The sequence below is a fragment of the Glycomyces sp. NPDC046736 genome (assembly GCF_040645615.1).
GTDB lineage: Bacteria > Actinomycetota > Actinomycetes > Mycobacteriales > Micromonosporaceae > Glycomyces.
The window spans coordinates 64,669-80,988 of sequence record NZ_JBEYYO010000011.1; the positions used below are offsets into that span (position 1 = coordinate 64,669).

The window sequence follows — 16,320 nt, forward strand, 5'->3', positions numbered from 1 at the left end:
CGGGCCGAACGCGAAAAACCCCGGGCGATGCCCGGGGTCTTCCGAAAGTCTGCGTCGCAGAGCAGCGCTTAGAGTTCGCGCTTCTCCTTGATCTTGGCGGACTTGCCCTTGCGCTCGCGCAGGTAGTACAGCTTCGCGCGGCGGACCTTGCCTCGCATGGCGATCTCGATCGAGTCGACCATGGGACCGTGGACCGGGAAGGTGCGCTCGACGCCGATGCCGTAGCTCAGCTTGCGGACCGTGAAGGTCTCGCCGAGGCCGGCGCCGTGGCGACGGATGACGACACCCTGGAACACCTGGACACGGGACCGGTTGCCTTCCTGGATACGGACGTTCACCTTGACGGTGTCGCCGGGACGGAAGTCCGGCAGGTCGGCGCGCATGGAGGCTGCGTTCAGCTCATCCAGAATGTTCATGGTTTCAACCCTCGTTGGATATACACAGAAGTTCGGGCCGGGAGAGGTACCGCTTGAACGAACGGCACGTCACGGGAACTCACCTACTCTGCCACACCCTGCTCGGGCACGGCGAGCCCGGCCCCTTCGAGTAGGCGCCGGTCACGTTGGTCGAGGCTACCCGGATCGAGGCGCTCCAGCAAATCCGGGCGGGCCCGCGCGGTGCGAAGGAGCGCCTGGTCACGCCGCCAGCGCTCGACCTTGCCGTGGTCGCCCGACAGCAGCACCGGCGGGACCTCGCGGCCGCGCCATTCGGCGGGCCGGGTGTAGGCGGGGGCCTCCAGGAGCCCTGCGTTGTGGGACTCGTCGTCGAGGGACGCGGCGTTGCCGAGGACGCCGGGCACGAGCCGGGTCACGGCCTCGACGATGGCGAGCACGGCGACTTCGCCGCCGAAGAGCACGTAGTCGCCGATGGAGACCTCGGTGACCTCCATGCGCTCGGCGGCGTGGTCGACGACGCGCTGGTCGATGCCCTCGTAGCGGCCGCACGCGAACATGAGCCAGGGCTCTGTGGCGAGTTCGGCGGCGAGGGCCTGGGTGAAGGGCCGCCCCGCGGGGCTGGTCACCAACAGGCGCGGTTTCGCTTCGCCGGGCACGAGTTCGTCGAGGCATTCGCCCCAGGGCTGGGGTTTCATGACCATGCCCGCGCCGCCTCCGGCGGGGGGCCCGTCGACCGAGTGGTGCACGTCGTGGGTCCAGCGGCGCAGGTCGTGGACGTTCAGGTCGATCAGGCCCTTCTCGCGGGCGCGGCCGATGAGGGAGAGGTCGAGCGGCGCGAGGTACTCGGGGAAGACGGTGACGACGTCGATTCTCATGGCCGTTCCCCTCAGAGGTCGAGCAGGCCGGGCGGGAGGTCGACCTTGATCGTCCCGGTCTCGGTGTCGACCTCTTCGACCATGTCGGCCACGAACGGGATGAGCGCCGGACCCCGGCCCTGGCGCTTGACCACCAGCGTCTCGTAGGCCGCGCCGTGGTCGATGCGGGAGACGGTGCCGACCTCGCCTGCTTCGCGGTCGATCACTTTGAGGCCCAGGAGGTGCTCGTCGCGGAACGCGTCCTCGTCGTCGGCGTCCTCGTCTTCGTCGATCTCGACGCTGAGGCGGATGCCCCGCAGCAGCTCGGAGGCGTTGCGGTCGGTGACGCCCTCGAAGCCGATCATGGGCCGGCCCTGGTGCCAGCGCACGGTGGCAGCGGTCATCGGGCCGTTCTTGGTGGAGTACTGGACTCCGGGTTGGAAGCGCGCCTCGGGGTCGTCGGTGCGGACCTCGACGACGACTTCGCCCTTGAGCCCGTGCGGGCGGACGATGCGGCCTACGACTACCTGTGCCATGGGCACCTCTCTCGCAGCAGCGCAACGGCCCCGGGGGAACCCCGGGGCCGCAGCGGGTGACTCAGTAGGAGTCGACGACCTCGACACGAATGCCGCGGCCCCCGATCGAGCCGATGACCTGGCGCAGTGCGTTCACGGTGCGGCCGCCCCGGCCGATCACCGTCCCGAGGTCCTCGGGATTGACCCGGACCTCGAGCCGCTTGCCGCGACGGGAGTCGACCAGACGGACTCGAACATCGTCGGGATTGTCGACGATGCCTTTGACAAGGTGCTCAAGCGCCGGTCGCAGCACGATTACTCCCCTTTGGTCTCGGAGGCCTCGTCGGCGGCGGCCTCGACCTGTTCAGTCTTAGCCGATTCGTCGGCCTTCGCGGCGGACTTCTTGGTCTTCGGCGCGGCCTTCTCCTCGGGCACGTAGGCCTTCGACGGGTCGATGCCGGAGTCCTTGAGCGCCTGGATGTACAGGCTCTCCTTCTCGGCCTTCGGCTCGGCGACCTTCAGCGGCGCCGGGGCCGGCAGGCCCTTGAACTGCTGCCAGTCACCGGTCTTGCGCAGGAGCGCCTTGACCTGGTCGGTCGGCTGGGCGCCGACGGAGAGCCAGTGCTGGATGCGGTCGGACTTGACCTCGATCCGGGACGGGTTCTCCTTCGGGTGGTAGATCCCGACGTTCTCAATGACCTTGCCGTCGCGCTTGACGCGCGAGTCGGCGATGACGATGCGGTACTGGGGAGTACGGATCTTCCCCATGCGCGTGAGGCGAATCTTCACTGCCACGTTTTGTTACTCCTGATGTAAGGATCACGTAGGCGCGCGCGCCGTCCAGGGGAATCACTCCGGATTGCGTTCACGCCGAAAACTTGGCCTTGCGTCACGGTAGTTGAGAGGGCTTCCGTCCCAAAGCTCATGTACAGCGGTCGAGTCTAGCGTATGGGGCGATCAGTACGACCGCGCCAGGTAGGCGATGAGACCGGGTTCATCCAGGGAGTCGGGCACGGAGCCGTCCTCGCGCTGGAGGACCCGCACGGTGACGCCCGCGGCGGCGGCCTTCTGCTCGCCTTCGACGCCGCACGCGTCCCACGGCAGGCGTGCGTAACCGGTCTGGGCGGCTTCGACCGCTTCGTCCACGGTCGCGGCGTCGGCGGTGAGCCGTTCGCGCCGCTCCAGCGCCTCGTCGAACAGGGCCTGCTGGTCGCCTTCGAGCGCGGCGGCCACGGCTTCGGCGAGCATCCCGAGCGGGACGGTCTCCTTGACGCCCTTGACGCGGCTGACCAGGGTGGCCTCGCCGTTCTTGAGGTCGCGGGGGCCGATCTCGATGCGCACGGGGTAGCCCTTGAGCTCGGCGTCGACCGCGCGGCGGCCGAAGGCCACGTCGGCGCGGTGGTCGAGCTTGACGCGCAGCCCTGAGGACTTGAGCTCGTCAAAGACCTGCTTGGCCGCGCCTTGGACCTCGTCTGAGTCCTTGACGACCATGACGTAGGCCTGGACGGGGGCCAGGCGCGGCGGGACGCGGAGCCCCGAGTCGTCGCCGTGGCCCATGATGAGGCCGCCGACCATGCGGGTCGAGGTGCCCCACGAGGTGGTCCAGCCGTGGGCCTGCTGGCCGTCCTTGCCTTGGAACTGGATGTCGAAGGCCCTCGCGAAGTTCTGACCCAGTTCGTGCGAGGTGCCCATCTGGAGGGCCTTGCCGTCCCGCATGAGGGCCTCGACGGCGAACGTGTTCAGGGCCCCGGCGAAGCGCTCGGCCTCGGTCTTGATGCCGCGCAGCACCGGCAGCGCGAGCACGTTCTCCATGAAGTCGGCGTACACGTCGTGGAGGATCCGCAGCGTGAACTCGTGGGCGTCCTCATAGGACTCGTGGACGGTGTGCCCCTCCTGCCACAGGAACTCCGAGGAGCGCAGGAACAACCGGGTGCGCAGCTCGTAGCGCATCACGTTGCACCACTGGTTGAGCAGCAGGGGCAGGTCGCGGTACGACTTGACCCACTTCGCCATGTACTCGCCGATGATGGTCTCCGAGGTGGGGCGCACCGCGAGCTTCTCCTCGAGCTCCTTGCCGCCCGCGTGCGTCACCGTCCACAGCTCGGGCGCGAAGCCCTCCACGTGGTCGGCCTCGCGGCGGAAGTAGGACTCGGGGATCAGCAGCGGGAACGAGGCGTTCTCGGTGCCGGTCTCCTTGATGCGCGCGTCCATCTCGTCGACCATGCGCTCCCACAGCGCGAACCCGGTCGGTCGGATCACCTGCTGGCCCTTCGCCGGGCCGTTCTCGGCCAGCTGGGCCTTGGCGACGACGTCCTGGTACCAGCGAGGGAAGTCCTCGCCCTGCGGTGTGAGTACATTGGCCATAAACAGGGATTCTACGGGCCGGACCCTTCCGGGCCGCAATCGGATTGCGCCGCGTGAGAGCCGCGCCGCCTCCGCAGTAAGGAGGAGGGGACGAAACCGGAGCCTCGGTCCTTCGGCGGTACTCCCAGGCGGTGACCGTCGCATAAGCTGTCGACGTGACAACACCCATGCTGGCAGGTGAGCGCGGTCTGACGGCCGCCGAGGTGGCCGAGCGCGTCGAGGCCGGAGAGGTCAACGAGGCCAAGCGGCACACGAGCCGCCCGCTCTCGGCGATCCTGCGCGCCAACTTCTTCACCCCCCTGAACGCCGTCATCGGCATCCTCGCGGTCATCGCGATCGGCTTCACCGCCGTGGAGAAAGGCTTCCTCGAAGGGCTCAAGCAGGGCCTGTTCGCCGGGGTCATCATCGCCAACATCGCCATCGGCACGATCCAGGAGCTGCGCGCCAAGCGCACCCTCGACAAGCTCTCGCTCCTCAACCGCTCCAACGCGAAGGTCCTGCGCGACGGCGAACTCCAGGAGATCGCACCCGAGCGGATCGTCCGGGACGACCTGGTCTACCTCGAACCGGGCGACCGCGTCGTGGTCGACGGGCCCGTCGTCGAGTCCCGCAACCTGGAGATCGACGAGTCGCTGCTCACCGGCGAGGCCGACCCGGTCGCCAAGGCCCCCGCCGACGAGGTCCGCTCAGGGTCCTTCGCCGTCGCCGGGACCGGCCTGTTCCGCGCCGAGCAGATCGGCGCCGACTCCTACGCCGCCAAGCTCGTCGAAGAGGCCTCCAAGTTCACCCTCGCGCGCTCGGAGCTGCGCGAGGGCATCAACCGCTTCATCAAGCTCATCAACTGGCTCATCGTCCCCATCGCGGTGCTGCTCATCATCAGCCAGCTCGCCGACGCCGCCAACTGGCGCGACATCGTCGTCAGGACCGTCGCCGGGATCGTCCCGATGATCCCCGAAGGGCTCGTGCTCCTCACCTCCGTGGCCTTCGCCGTCGGCGTCATCCGCCTCGGCGCGCGCAAATGCCTCGTCCAGGAACTGCCCGCGATCGAAGGCCTGGCCCGCACCGACGTGCTGTGCCTGGACAAGACCGGGACCCTCACCGAAGGCGGCATGGACGTCGACGAGGTCCGGCCCTTCGAAGGCGTCGACGCCGCGGCCGTGGACGAGGCGCTCGCGGCCCTCGCCTCCTCCGACGACAGCCCCAACCCGACCATGCAGGCCCTCGCCGCCCACCTGAACGAGCACGAGATCCTCGACCCGTTCTGGCGCGTCATCGACGTCATGCCGTTCTCCTCGGCCCGCAAATGGAGCGGCACCCGCTTCACCGACCACGGCACCTGGCTCCTCGGCGCGCCCGACGTGCTCCTGGACTCCGGCGACCCGATGGCCCTCGAAGCCGACATGCTCGCCGCCCAAGGCCTGCGCGTCCTCGCGCTCGTCACCGCCGAGACCGCCTCCACCACCGGCGGCGTCACCGGCGTCAAGGCCAAAGCGCTCGTGATCCTTCGCCAGCGCCTGCGCTCGACCGCCGCCGCGACCCTCGCCTACTTCAAGGAGCAGGGCGTCGCGGTCAAGATCATCTCCGGGGACTCCCCCGCCGCCGTGGGCGCGGTCGCCGCGCAGCTCGGCGTCGAGGGCGCGGCCGACACCGTGGACGCCCGCCGCCTCCCCGAAGACCCCGAGGAGCTCGCCGACCTGCTGGAGCGGGCCACGATCTTCGGGCGCGTCAAACCGCACCAGAAGCAGGCGTTCGTCAAGGCCCTCCAGTCGCGTGGCCACACCGTGGCCATGACCGGCGACGGCGTCAACGACGTGCTCGCTTTGAAGGACGCCGACCTCGGCATCGCGATGGGCTCGGGTTCCTCCGCGGCCCGGTCGGTCGCCCAGGTGGTGCTCCTGGACGACGAGTTCGCGACCCTCCCGCACGTCGTCGACGAAGGCCGCCGGGTCCTGGGGAACATCGGGCGCGTCTCGAACCTGTTCTTGACCAAGACCGTGTACGCGATCAGCCTCGCGCTGTTCATCGCCCTCGGCGCGATCACGGCGTGGATCGCCGGGAACGAGCCGCTGCCGTACCCGTTCCTGCCGATCCACCAGTCGCTGATCAACCTGTTCACGATCGGCCTCCCGGCGTTCTTCCTCGCGCTGGCCCCGACCTTCGACCGGGCCCGGCCCGGGTTCGTCAAACGGGTCCTCAAGTTCGCTATCCCGGCCGGGATCTGCTGCGCGGTGCCCACGTTCGTGGTCTACCTCGCCGCGCTCGCGCACGACGGCTACGACTCGGACCTGCCGCAGACCACCGCGGCGATCACGCTGTTCTGCCTCGCCTTGGCCGCGCTCGCGATCGTGGCGAAGCCGTACACGTGGTGGAAGGCGCTCCTGGTGGGCGGCTGCGCGGCCGCGTTCGTGACCGTGCTGGCCGTGCCGCCGTTCGCGCGGTTCTACGAACTGGAGCTGCCGGGTGTGTGGAACACCACGGCCGCGGCGATCGGGGTGGGATCCGGGGTGGCCGCGCTGCTGTTTTGGCTGGTCGTGAGGCCCAAGCACCTGAAGGACTGAGCCGCTACATCGGATGTAGCGGATACTCGCTGGAAAAGTGTCGGTGGTGTAGCGCCTACTGAGTGAACCGAGAGTTTTCACTGAGGAGGCCGTCATGGCGCAGCGGGAGATCGCGATCCGAGCCGAGGGGCTCGTCAAGCACTTCAAGGACATCAAGGCCGTCGACGGCGTGGACCTGGAGGTCCCGGCCGGGACCGTGTACGGCGTGCTCGGCCCGAACGGGGCCGGGAAGACCACCACGGTGCGGATGCTGGCCACGCTGCTGCGCCCCGACGCGGGCACCGCGACGGTGTTCGGGAACGACATCGTGGCCGACCCGGCCTCGGTGCGGTCGCAGGTGAGCCTGACCGGTCAGTACGCGTCGGTGGACGAGGACCTGACCGGGGTGGAGAACCTGGTGCTGCTGTCGCGCCTGTACGGGTACGCCAAGCCGGCGGCGCGGTCGCGGGCCGAGGACCTCCTGGAGGCGTTCGGGCTCTCGTACGCCGCCGGGAAGCAGGTCAAGAGCTATTCGGGCGGGATGCGGCGCAGGCTCGACATCGCCGCGTCGATCATCATCACCCCCAAGCTGTTGTTCCTGGACGAGCCGACCACCGGTCTGGACCCCCGTAGCCGGAACCAGGTGTGGGACGTGATCCGCACGATCGTCGGTGAGGGCACCACGGTCATGCTCACGACCCAGTACCTCGAGGAGGCCGACCAGCTGGCGGGCCGCATCGCGGTCATCGACACCGGCAAGGTCATCGCCGAGGGCACCCCAGGGCAGCTGAAGTCCTCGGTGGGCGCGGGCTCGATCAAGCTGCGGCTCCACCACGCCGACCAGAGAGAGCACGCCCAGAGCGTGCTCACCGCGGCGCTCGGCGTCGAGGCCGAACTCGACGACGACCCGGTGGCGCTCGTCGCGCGGCTGGCGCCGGGCGAGGACAACGCGGTGCAGGGCGCGCACGCGTTGAGCGAGCTGGCGAAAGCCGGCATCCTCGTCGACGACTTCTCGCTCGGCCAGCCGAGCCTGGACGAGGTCTTCCTCGCCCTCACCGAGCGCGTCGACGCCTAGACAGACTTTGAGAGAAGAAGAGGAACCGATCATGGCTTTCACCGAGACCAAGACGAGCACCGATCAGGACGCGCCCGCGCCGGTCGAGAAGGAGCGGCTGCAAAGGCTCCTGGCCCAGGGGGAGCGTCCGGCCCCGCCGAGCGCGTTCGCGTCGGCGCGGACCTTCGCCTGGCGTTCGATGCTGAAGATCAAGCACGTGCCCGAGCAGTTGAGCGACATCCTGGTGTTCCCGATCATCATGCTGCTGATGTTCACGTACCTGTTCGGCGGCGCGATCGCCGGAGGCACCGGCGACTATCTGCAGTTCCTGCTGCCGGGCATCATGGTCATGAGCATCGTGATGACCACGATCTACACGGGCATGTCGGTGAACATCGACATCAACAAGGGCGTGTCGGACCGGTTCCGCACCCTGCCGATCTGGCGGGCCGCGCCGATGGTCGGGTACCTGCTGGCGGACATGTTCCGGTACGCGGCGGCCGGGGCGATCATGTTCGGCACCGGCATGGTCATGGGCTACCGGCCCGAGGGCGGCGCGGTCGGCGTGCTGCTGGGCGTGGGGCTGCTGCTGGTGTTCTGCTTCGCGTTCTCGTGGATCTGGACCTGGCTGGGCCTGATCACGCGGTCGGAGAAGACCGTCATGTCGATCTCGATGTCGATCCTGTTCCCGATGACGTTCCTGTCGAACATCATGGTCGACCCGTCCACGATGCCCGGCTGGCTCCAGCCGGTCGTGAAGAACACCCCGATCAGCCAGCTGGTCGACGGCGTGCGGGGCCTGTTCGACGGCGACGTGTCGTCGGCGGCGATCGCCACGACACTGATCTGGTCGGCCGGATTCATCGTGGTGTTCGGCTTCCTGACCCTGAGGGCCTACAACCGCAAGTGAGACTCGAGTCCCAACACCCGACAGGGCCGGGCGGAAGGCGCGAAAGCGTCCCGCCCGGCCCTTTCGCCGTAGGCGGGGCCGGGCTGCCGCCGCCGGCGCGAAAGCGTCCCGCCCGGCCCTTTCGCCGTAGGCGGGGCCGGGCTGCCGCCGCCCGCGAACACGAGTGTCGTCCGGGCCCCGAGTCGAGCCGCCATGACGGCGGCGACTGGTGTGAGGCGGCAACGCCCGTCAACGAAGGAGCCGCCCACAGGCGGCCAGGCCAAGCCGGTCGCGGCCGACACGCGTCGACCCTCGTGCGACTCGGGGCCTCCGTCGCAAAGGCGCAGGCCAGCGACGCGCTCGACGTTCGCCGAGGCGCGCCTCGCGCCCGCCGAAGCGCATGCCGCGCGGAGGCCACTGGGTCGAGGCGTCAGCTCAATCGCCACTCCGGGCCGTCGGGGCCCGGGCGGTATACGCACGCCGAGCCGGTCGCCACGGCCGCTTTCAAATGCCCTGCAAGGGCCGGGTGGCCGTCTTCGATCTTCTTGAGCGTGTTCCTGATCCGGTTGGTCACGGATTTGCGGGCGCGTTCGTGGTTGTCGCCCAGGCGCCTGGCTCGGCCGCCGAGGCCGGTGGCGGCCTTGAGGTGTTCGATGAGCGCGGCGCGTTCGGCGTCGAGCGCGGCCACGCGGGCGGCGTCGCCGATCGCGGCGGCGGAGTCGATCTGCTCGTCGAGGCGTTCGAGGTGCTCCCGGTAGCGGGCGCGGGCCTCGGCGTCGAGCATGTCGTCGCCGCCGAGCCTCGCGTCCAGGGCCACCGCCGGACCCGCGTCCGGCTCCAGCAGGTCTCCCGCCGCGATCTCGACCCCAGGAGCAGACAGCAGCCGGTGCAGGTCGGCCAGGCCCTTCGTGTGCGGCAGGTGGAGCGTGCGCCCCTCGAAGACGAGCGTCCACGTCGAGCCGTCGCGGCGGAACACCGCCTCGTCAGGGCACAGCACCGCCTGCCCGGCTCGCTCGGGGACCGATCCGAGTTCGGCGGCGGCCTTGCGGGCGGCCTCGGCCCACGGGCGCGCTTCGAGCGCTTCGGCCCCGGCCGCGGCCTTCGCGAAATGCGCCGCCGCGGTCTTGGTGTCGCCTTCGGCCGCGGCGAGCACGCCCAGCCAGTAGCTGACCGGGCCGTGGATGCTGGTGCCCCACAACGCGATCAGCCACTCCGTCTCGTACGGGGCCAGGCGCTCGCGCAGGCGCGCCACGGTCTCGGCGTCCCCATCGGCCACCGCGAGCTCGGCCTCGAAGCGGATCCACATCGGTTCCCAGGTCCCGAAGTCGGCGCCCTCATGCGGACCGGAGACCAACCGCGTCTCGATCGCGCGGGCCTTGGCGATCTCGCCGCGCCGCAGCGCGGTCAGCCCCGCGAGCAGGTCGGTGTAGCGCACGTCGAAGACCTCGCTGGGCCCGCGCGGCACCGTCTCGGGGGCCACCCCGCGAGCGAGGCTCAGTTCCCACCTCAGGTGGGCCAGCATGTGGTCGTGCATCGCGTCGCCGCCGGTGAGCTCGATCGCGGCGTCCAACTGGGACTCGGCGGCGTCGAAGTCGCCTTGGACCATGTGGACCACCGCCCGGTCGACCATCGCCGCGCCCCTCCAGCGTTCGGTGTCGCTGTCGTCGGCCAGGGCGCAGAACATCGAATGCTGCCCCAGATAGGCCGGGTCGCCCTGTTCGAGGAGCACGACCCAGCGCAGCGAGGCCGAGTAGAGGCGCATCTCCAAGTCGCCGGTGCGGTGCGTGAGCTCGGCGAGCTCCTCGACGAGGACTTGGCGCTCGGCGGCGGTGCCGGGGCCCCAATGGACGCCGAACGAGGCCCACAGCCCGAACGAGAGCTCCTCGTCGGAGCCGTGTTCGCGCGCGGCCAGCAGGTACCGGTACAGCAGCTGCCGGGTCAACTCCTCGTGGTCGAGGCCCGCCTCGGGGGCCTCCCCGGCCAGGCTCGTGTACGCGAGGGTCTTGAGCCGCACGAGTTCGTCGATGCGCTGGTCCTGCGGGACCTCCGTGACGACCCGGGCCAGCAGCATCGGGTCGCCCGAGTCCTCGGCTTCGATGAGGGACTGGTCGTAGAGCCCGCGGGCCTCGTCCATGCGCCCGCGCCACAGCACGGTCCCGGCGAGGTCGACGCGGAGCTTGACGCGCCGGGCGACCATCTCGGGGGTACAGCGTTCGAGCGCGCGCCGCAGGTGCTTCTCGGCCCCGGGCACGCTCAGGCATGAGGAGGACTCGACGGCGGCCTTGGCCAGGAAGTCCACCGCGATCTCGGCGTCGAGGTCGTCCCCGGCGACCCACGCGTGGTGGGCGATCTCGGTGGTGAGCATGAGCTTCTGGAGCGACTCGTCGGCCACCAGGGCCCGCACCACGCAGCCGTGGTGGTGGGCGGCCTCCTCGTCGCTCATGGTGTTGTAGAGCGTCTCGCGCACCAGGTCGTGGACGAACACGTAGCGGTCCCGCTCGCGGCGGACGAGCCGGGTCTGGCAGGCCGCGTCGAGCGCCGCCTCGATCTGGTGCACGTCGAGCCCGGCGGCCTGGGCCATGACCCCGGCGTGGAACTCGCGCCCGCCCACCGAGGCGAGGGTGAGCATGCGGGTGAGCGCTTCGGGGAGCTGGTCGATACGGCGGCGCAGCGCGTCGCGCATCCCGGCACTGGTGGCGTCCACGGGCTGGCCCGAAGCCCACAGCTGCGCGGTCTGCTCCACGAAGAACGGGTTCCCGCCGGTGCGGCGGGTGATCTCGGACACGGTCTCGGCGTCGGGTTCGGTGCCCACGGTGGCCCTGACGAGCGCGGCCACCCCGTCCTCGTCGAGCCCGTCGAGGCTGATCATGGTGGCCTTGGTGACCAGCGACAGCATCCGGGCGCGCAGGTGGTGGCCGGGGTCGATCTCGGAGTCGCGGTAGGTGCCCACGAACAGGACCCGCTCGAACCAGGTGTGCTGGCACGCGAACTTGAGCAGTTCGAGGCTGCCCGCGTCGGCGAAGTGGAGGTCGTCGAGCACGACCAGGATCGGGCCGCGGCGGGCGGCGGCGATGAGCAGCTGGGTCACGGCGTCGAAGAGCTCGAACTCGCCCGGCGGCGAACCGTCGGCCTCACCCAGGAGCGCCTCGGCGGCGGGCGCGGGCGCGAGGGAGCGCCAGGCGTCCTCGCCCAGGCGCGCGCGCAGGGCCCGCAGGACCTGGGTCCACAGCCAGTAGTCGGGCACGGCCTCGGATTCCCACGAGGTCGCGAACGCCACGAGCAGGTCGTCGCGGCGGTGGGCGGCGGCATCGGTGACCAGCGCGGTCTTGCCGATGCCGGCTTCGCCGGTGACGAGGGCGAGGCCCCCGTGGCTGGTCACGGTGCGCTCCACGGCCGAGCGCAGCGCCAGTGCGGGGCGGTCGCGCCCGATGAGCAGCGAGTCAGTCACTCGACAAGTGTGGCCGAAGGGTGCGACAAACGCCATCCCTTGTGATTCCGGCGCGGCTTCGATGACGTTCGTGTCATTCGGGTGTTCTCCCTGCTCGTCGCGGTCCGATTGTCGACATTCGGGCGTTTGGGCCGATCGTGTTTCACGTAAACGAAGCGACGATTACCGAGAGTCCCTATGGTCTTTCGGAGAGTAGACATCTCGGTGCCGACGGGCGGCTGAGCCGTCGTCACGAGCGATGGTGCGAGGCCGTTCCCGAGCCGGGAGCCGACCGAACACGGGAGCAATCCTCATGGCACAGTCCATGTTCAAGCAGGAACGACCCAACTACGCGCGGAAGACCTGGCGCACGGTCCTCATCGGGGCCGCCGTGCCGCTGGCCGTCCTCGCCGCCGCACCGGCGGTGGGGGCGACCGAGACCGTCACGGCCGAGACCGTGAACGCCGAGCAGCTGCCGGGCCTTCCGGCGCCCGGCCTGCCCGACCCGGGTCTGCCCGACCCGGGCGTCCCTGACGTCCAGGCGCTGCTGGATCTCCAGCTGTGCCTGGCCGACCTTCAGGCGGCGCTGTCGGTCGACGTCGACGTCCCGGCCGAGGCCGAGCAGCTCCCGCTGCCCGGTGACGTGCCGGGTCTGCCGACCGACGTGCCCGACGTGGCCGCGATGAACGAGACCTGCCAGGCGGTCCTGGCGATCGTCCTCGCGGACGTGCCGCCGGTCGATCCGCCGGTGGAGGTGCCGGTCCCGGATCCGGCCGGGTAGCGAGCAAGACGACGGGGGCCCGCGGCGTACGCCGCGGGCCCCCGTTCACGTGTTACTTCAATCGCCCCGCGGCGTCGGCGATCTTGTCGTCGGTCGCGGTGAGCGAGAGCCGCACATGGCGGTTTCCCTTGGCGCCGTAGAACTCTCCGGCGGCGGCGAGGATGCCGCGGGCGGCGAGCCAGTCGACGGTGGCCCAGCAGTCCTCGTCGCGAGTGACCCACAGGTACAGGCCCGCGTCGGAGTGGTCGACCCTGAATCCGGCGGCCTCGACGGCGCTGCGCAGCACCAGGCGGCGCTGCTCGTAGCGGGCGCGCTGCTCGATCGCGTGGGCCTCGTCGTGCAGGGCCGCGATCGTGGCGCGCTGGACGGGCCAGGGGACCATGAAGCCCGCGTGGCGGCGGATCTCCAGCAGGTCGGCGACGATCTCGGGGTCCCCGGCGAGGAACGCGGAGCGGTACCCGGCGAGGTTGGAGCGCTTCGAGAGCGAATGCGCGGCCAGCAGGCCGGTCAGGTCGCCGTCGTTGACGCGCGGGTCGAGGATCGACACGGGCGGGTTCGCCTCGTCCCAGCCGAGCGTCAGGTAGCACTCGTCGCTGGCGAGGACCACGCCGCTGTCTTGGGCCCAGCGCACGAGTTCGCGCAGGTGCTCGACCGAGGCGACCTCGCCGGTGGGGTTGGTCGGGTAGTTGATCCAGGCCAGGCGCAGTCGCGAGCCTGAAGCGTCGCGCGGGTCGGCCACGGGCCGGGCCTCGGCTCCGGCGAGGATCGCGCCGATCTCGTACGTGGGGTAGGCGATCTCGGGGTAGGCGACGCTCTCACCCGCGCTGATGCCGAGCTGCGCGGGCAGGTTCGCCACGAGTTCCTTGGAGCCGACGGTCGGCAGGACCGCCACGTCCTCGGCCACGCCGGTGTGCCGGTGCAGCCACGAGCGCATCGCGCCCTGAAGGTCGGCGGGCCCGGCAACGGTCGGGTAGCCGGGCATGCCTCCGGCCTCGGCCAAGGCCTGCCGGATCGAGGGGGGCACCTCGTCGACGGGCGCGCCGACGGTGAGGTCGACGAGGCCGCCGGGGTGGGCCGCCGCGCGTTCCCGGTACGGGGCCATGCGGTCCCACGGGAAGCGCGGCAGCCGCCTGGCCGGGGAGGCGCTGTGAAGTCGCCGCAGCGCCATCGCGGCTACTCCTCTTTCTTGGGCAGTTCGGCCACGAACGGGACGTCGTTGTCGATCTTGCCGACCTTGGAGGCCCCGCCGGGGCTGCCGAGGTCGTCGAAGAAGTCGACGTCGGCCTTGGTGTAGGCGGCCCACTCTTCGGGGACGTCGTCCTCGTAGAAGATCGCCTCGACCGGGCACACCGGCTCGCATGCACCGCAGTCGACGCACTCGTCGGGGTGGATGTAGAGCTTCCGGTTGCCTTCGTAGATGCAGTCGACCGGGCACTCTTCGATGCAGGCCCTGTCGAGGAGATCAACGCACGGCTCGGCGATAACGTAAGTCACGAGTCGTCCTTCCTACAGCGCGCAATCGGACGGACTGCGCTGAGATGAGACTAAAGCTTATTGCCATTCGTAGACCCGAAGCCTGGGGGTGCGCCAGATGTTGGGACCCGAACACGTCGGTTCTCGCGTGTCGGTTCGGATCAGGTTGGCCGACCCTGGCCCCGGCCGCCGGTTCACGGACGTCGTGGGCGAGCTTATCGAGATCGGCCCCGGCGGCTGGCGGGTGATGCCGGACGGTGTGGCACGCAAGGGTCCGGTGGGGTTCGACGAGTCCGCCGTGGTGGCCGCGCGGGTGGTCCCGCCTCGGCCCACGCCGTTCTCGGAGATCATCGGACTCGAACGCCTCCTCGCCGAGACCTGGCCCGCGACCGAGACCGCCGACCTGGGCGGGTGGCTGCTGCGCTCGGCGCGGGGCTTCACCAAACGCGCCAACTCGGCGCTGGCGCTGACCGCGCCGCCCGGCGGGGTCGATGAGGCCGCGGCCGCCGTCAAGGCCTGGTACCGCGAGCGCGGGACCCGGCCGCTGATCTCCCTGGCCGGGCCGGTCACCAAGCGACTCGACGAGGAACTGGCCGCCCGCGGCTGGACCGCCTTGGGCCACACCGTGGTGATGACGCGCCCGATCGAGCCGGTCGCGTTCGAAGGCGAGGCGGTCGTGCTGGATTCGCCCGGGGACGATTTTCTCGCCCAGGCGGGCGATGAGGACCCCGAGACGGCCGCGAAGGTGTTCGGTTCGGGCCCGGACCGCGGGTACGCCGAGATCCGCCGCGGCGGCGTCCTCGCCGCGCGCGGCCGGGGCGCCCTGGCCGGGGACCTGGTGGCGATCGCCCGGATCGGCACGGCCGAGGCGTTCCGCAGGCGGGGCCTGGGCACCGAGGTGCTGCGCGCGCTGGAGGCGTGGGGCGCCGCGAACGGGGCCCGGCGGGCCGTGCTCCAGGTCGAGGCCGACAACGAGTCGGCGCTGGCGATGTACGAGCGGCTCGGGTACGCCGAACGCTACCGGTACTGCTACCGGGCGCTCTAGGCGTTCACGGAACCGCTAGGCCTTCGCGGCGCTGCGGGCCGGGTTCGCCTTGTGCTCGAACGCGATCTGGGTGGCCTTGAGCTCGCGTCCGTAGACGTCGACCCCGAGGGCCATCACGATGAGGAACCCGATCCAGCCCGACAAGGCCAGGAGCGCGAAGTAGATGACGGTCTGGGAGAACACCCCGTCGAGGCTCGGGTAGTCCACGCGGGCGATGAGCGGGTTCACCAGGACCGCGAACAGCGTGGTGACCACGAAGATCACGAGCAGTTCACCGGTGATCTCCTTGCGGGGGCGGCGCACGCCCCACCAGATCCCGGCCGCGATCGCCACGGCGGCCATCGCGCCGAACGTGTAGAGGCCCACGAGGTCGCCCACGGTGGTGCCCTCGCCCCAGATCTTGGAGGCGATGCGCCCGGCGAGGTTGGCGAGGATCAGGCCGAGGGCGAAGCCGTAGATCGAGGGCCAGTGGTTCATCAGGAGGCGGTTGAAGTTCACGGTCGGGGCTCCTTCGAGGGGCTGGTCGTCGGCGAGGCCGGGACGCCGGCGGATCTGCGCGGTCTGGGTCGAAAATACTGCCACAGGGAGACCGCGATCCCGGCGGTCCCCGCCAGGAGCAGCGCGTAGCCGTTGAGGCCGCTGGTGATCACGAGCGAACCGGCGCCGGTGGGCATCGAGGCGGCCAGGACCACCGCGAACCAGGCGGCGGCGGTGAGCAGGACGGCCCAGCGTCCGCCGGTCCACCACACGCCCAGGCCCGCCAGGGCCCAGTTCAGTCCGAACGCGAGGACTCCGGCGATCGGGACCGGGGTGCCGCCGATGTGGGCGGGCACCAGGAACGACTCGACGAGCGCGGCGAACAGCGCCGCCGCGACGACGACCACCGCCCCGCCGACGCGGATCGCCGTCTCCAGACCCTTCGCACGCACGCCGCGATCCTACGGCAGCAACGCTTCACGGCTCGCGGCCGCACGGCGCGTTGGAGG

At 70.3% G+C, this 16,320-nt stretch carries 16 protein-coding genes; 5 read left to right on the forward strand and 11 right to left on the reverse strand.

The window, feature by feature from the left end:
- Positions 1-68: 68 nt before the first annotated feature.
- From rplS to proS, 6 genes are all read right to left on the reverse strand, one after another.
- The gene (gene rplS, locus AB0B28_RS12660; RefSeq protein ID WP_360120167.1) at positions 69-416 is read right to left on the reverse strand and encodes a 50S ribosomal protein L19; all 348 of its coding nucleotides are present in this window, start codon (positions 414-416) and stop codon (positions 69-71) included.
- Positions 417-499: 83 nt separating this feature from the next.
- A complete protein-coding gene (gene trmD / locus AB0B28_RS12665) occupies positions 500-1,270 on the reverse strand; it encodes a tRNA (guanosine(37)-N1)-methyltransferase TrmD (RefSeq protein ID WP_360120168.1) in 771 nt (256 codons plus the stop codon).
- An 11-nt stretch (positions 1,271-1,281) separates the two neighbouring features.
- Entirely contained in the window at positions 1,282-1,785 is a 504-nt protein-coding gene (gene rimM, locus AB0B28_RS12670; protein WP_360120170.1) for a ribosome maturation factor RimM, read from the reverse strand.
- A gap of 61 nt (positions 1,786-1,846) precedes the next feature.
- On the reverse strand, positions 1,847-2,080 hold the full coding sequence (locus tag AB0B28_RS12675; RefSeq protein ID WP_360120374.1) for an RNA-binding protein: 234 nt from the start codon (positions 2,078-2,080) through the stop codon (positions 1,847-1,849).
- Positions 2,080-2,559, reverse strand: coding sequence for a 30S ribosomal protein S16 (gene rpsP / locus AB0B28_RS12680; RefSeq protein WP_360120172.1), 480 nt, complete (start codon positions 2,557-2,559; stop codon positions 2,080-2,082). Before rpsP ends, AB0B28_RS12675 begins: the two co-directional genes overlap by 1 nt.
- A 162-nt stretch (positions 2,560-2,721) precedes the next feature.
- Complete coding sequence (gene proS / locus AB0B28_RS12685; protein WP_360120174.1) at positions 2,722-4,128, reverse strand: proline--tRNA ligase; 1,407 nt, start codon at positions 4,126-4,128, stop codon at positions 2,722-2,724.
- Positions 4,129-4,283: 155 nt separating this feature from the next.
- Between proS and AB0B28_RS12690 the strand changes: the two genes are divergently transcribed.
- From AB0B28_RS12690 to AB0B28_RS12700, 3 genes are all read left to right on the forward strand, one after another.
- Positions 4,284-6,686 carry an HAD-IC family P-type ATPase gene (locus AB0B28_RS12690; RefSeq protein WP_360120176.1) on the forward strand — a complete coding sequence of 801 codons (2,403 nt, stop codon included), beginning with the start codon at positions 4,284-4,286 and terminating at the stop codon, positions 6,684-6,686.
- A gap of 94 nt (positions 6,687-6,780) precedes the next feature.
- On the forward strand, positions 6,781-7,740 hold the full coding sequence (locus AB0B28_RS12695; RefSeq protein ID WP_360120178.1) for an ATP-binding cassette domain-containing protein: 960 nt from the start codon (positions 6,781-6,783) through the stop codon (positions 7,738-7,740).
- Positions 7,741-7,771: 31 nt separating this feature from the next.
- Entirely contained in the window at positions 7,772-8,629 is an 858-nt protein-coding gene (locus AB0B28_RS12700; protein ID WP_360120180.1) for an ABC transporter permease, read from the forward strand.
- A 409-nt stretch (positions 8,630-9,038) separates the two neighbouring features.
- Here the strand turns inward: AB0B28_RS12700 and AB0B28_RS12705 are convergent, their stop codons facing one another.
- On the reverse strand, positions 9,039-12,056 hold the full coding sequence (locus AB0B28_RS12705; RefSeq protein ID WP_360120182.1) for an AAA family ATPase: 3,018 nt from the start codon (positions 12,054-12,056) through the stop codon (positions 9,039-9,041).
- 292 nt (positions 12,057-12,348) lie between these two features.
- Between AB0B28_RS12705 and AB0B28_RS12710 the strand changes: the two genes are divergently transcribed.
- Positions 12,349-12,816, forward strand: coding sequence for a hypothetical protein (locus tag AB0B28_RS12710; RefSeq protein ID WP_360120184.1), 468 nt, complete (start codon positions 12,349-12,351; stop codon positions 12,814-12,816).
- Positions 12,817-12,868: 52 nt separating this feature from the next.
- Here the strand turns inward: AB0B28_RS12710 and dapC are convergent, their stop codons facing one another.
- Positions 12,869-13,984: a succinyldiaminopimelate transaminase gene (gene dapC, locus AB0B28_RS12715; protein ID WP_360120186.1), complete on the reverse strand. Its 1,116-nt coding sequence runs from the start codon at positions 13,982-13,984 to the stop codon at positions 12,869-12,871.
- 5 nt (positions 13,985-13,989) lie between these two features.
- Entirely contained in the window at positions 13,990-14,310 is a 321-nt protein-coding gene (gene fdxA, locus AB0B28_RS12720) for a ferredoxin (RefSeq protein ID WP_360120188.1), read from the reverse strand.
- Between the two features lie 184 nt (positions 14,311-14,494).
- Between fdxA and AB0B28_RS12725 the strand changes: the two genes are divergently transcribed.
- A complete protein-coding gene (locus AB0B28_RS12725; RefSeq protein ID WP_360120190.1) occupies positions 14,495-15,334 on the forward strand; it encodes a GNAT family N-acetyltransferase in 840 nt (279 codons plus the stop codon).
- 15 nt (positions 15,335-15,349) lie between these two features.
- Here the strand turns inward: AB0B28_RS12725 and AB0B28_RS12730 are convergent, their stop codons facing one another.
- Positions 15,350-15,832, reverse strand: a complete 483-nt coding sequence (locus tag AB0B28_RS12730; RefSeq protein ID WP_360120192.1) for a hypothetical protein — start codon at positions 15,830-15,832, stop codon at positions 15,350-15,352.
- Positions 15,829-16,263, reverse strand: a complete 435-nt coding sequence (locus AB0B28_RS12735; protein WP_360120194.1) for a hypothetical protein — start codon at positions 16,261-16,263, stop codon at positions 15,829-15,831. Before AB0B28_RS12735 ends, AB0B28_RS12730 begins: the two co-directional genes overlap by 4 nt.
- Between the last annotated feature and the right edge of the window lie 57 nt (positions 16,264-16,320).

Excerpts from the sequence above, each read along its gene's own strand:
- rplS (WP_360120167.1), bottom strand. The coding sequence starts at position 416 with ATGAACATTCTGGATGAGCTGAACGCAGCCTCCATGCGCGCCGACCTG.
- trmD (WP_360120168.1), bottom strand. The coding sequence starts at position 1,270 with ATGAGAATCGACGTCGTCACCGTCTTCCCCGAGTACCTCGCGCCGCTC.
- rimM (WP_360120170.1), bottom strand. The coding sequence starts at position 1,785 with ATGGCACAGGTAGTCGTAGGCCGCATCGTCCGCCCGCACGGGCTCAAG.
- proS (WP_360120174.1), bottom strand. The coding sequence starts at position 4,128 with ATGGCCAATGTACTCACACCGCAGGGCGAGGACTTCCCTCGCTGGTAC.
- AB0B28_RS12695 (WP_360120178.1), top strand. The coding sequence starts at position 6,781 with ATGGCGCAGCGGGAGATCGCGATCCGAGCCGAGGGGCTCGTCAAGCAC.
- AB0B28_RS12700 (WP_360120180.1), top strand. The coding sequence starts at position 7,772 with ATGGCTTTCACCGAGACCAAGACGAGCACCGATCAGGACGCGCCCGCG.
- AB0B28_RS12710 (WP_360120184.1), top strand. The coding sequence starts at position 12,349 with ATGGCACAGTCCATGTTCAAGCAGGAACGACCCAACTACGCGCGGAAG.
- dapC (WP_360120186.1), bottom strand. The coding sequence starts at position 13,984 with ATGGCGCTGCGGCGACTTCACAGCGCCTCCCCGGCCAGGCGGCTGCCG.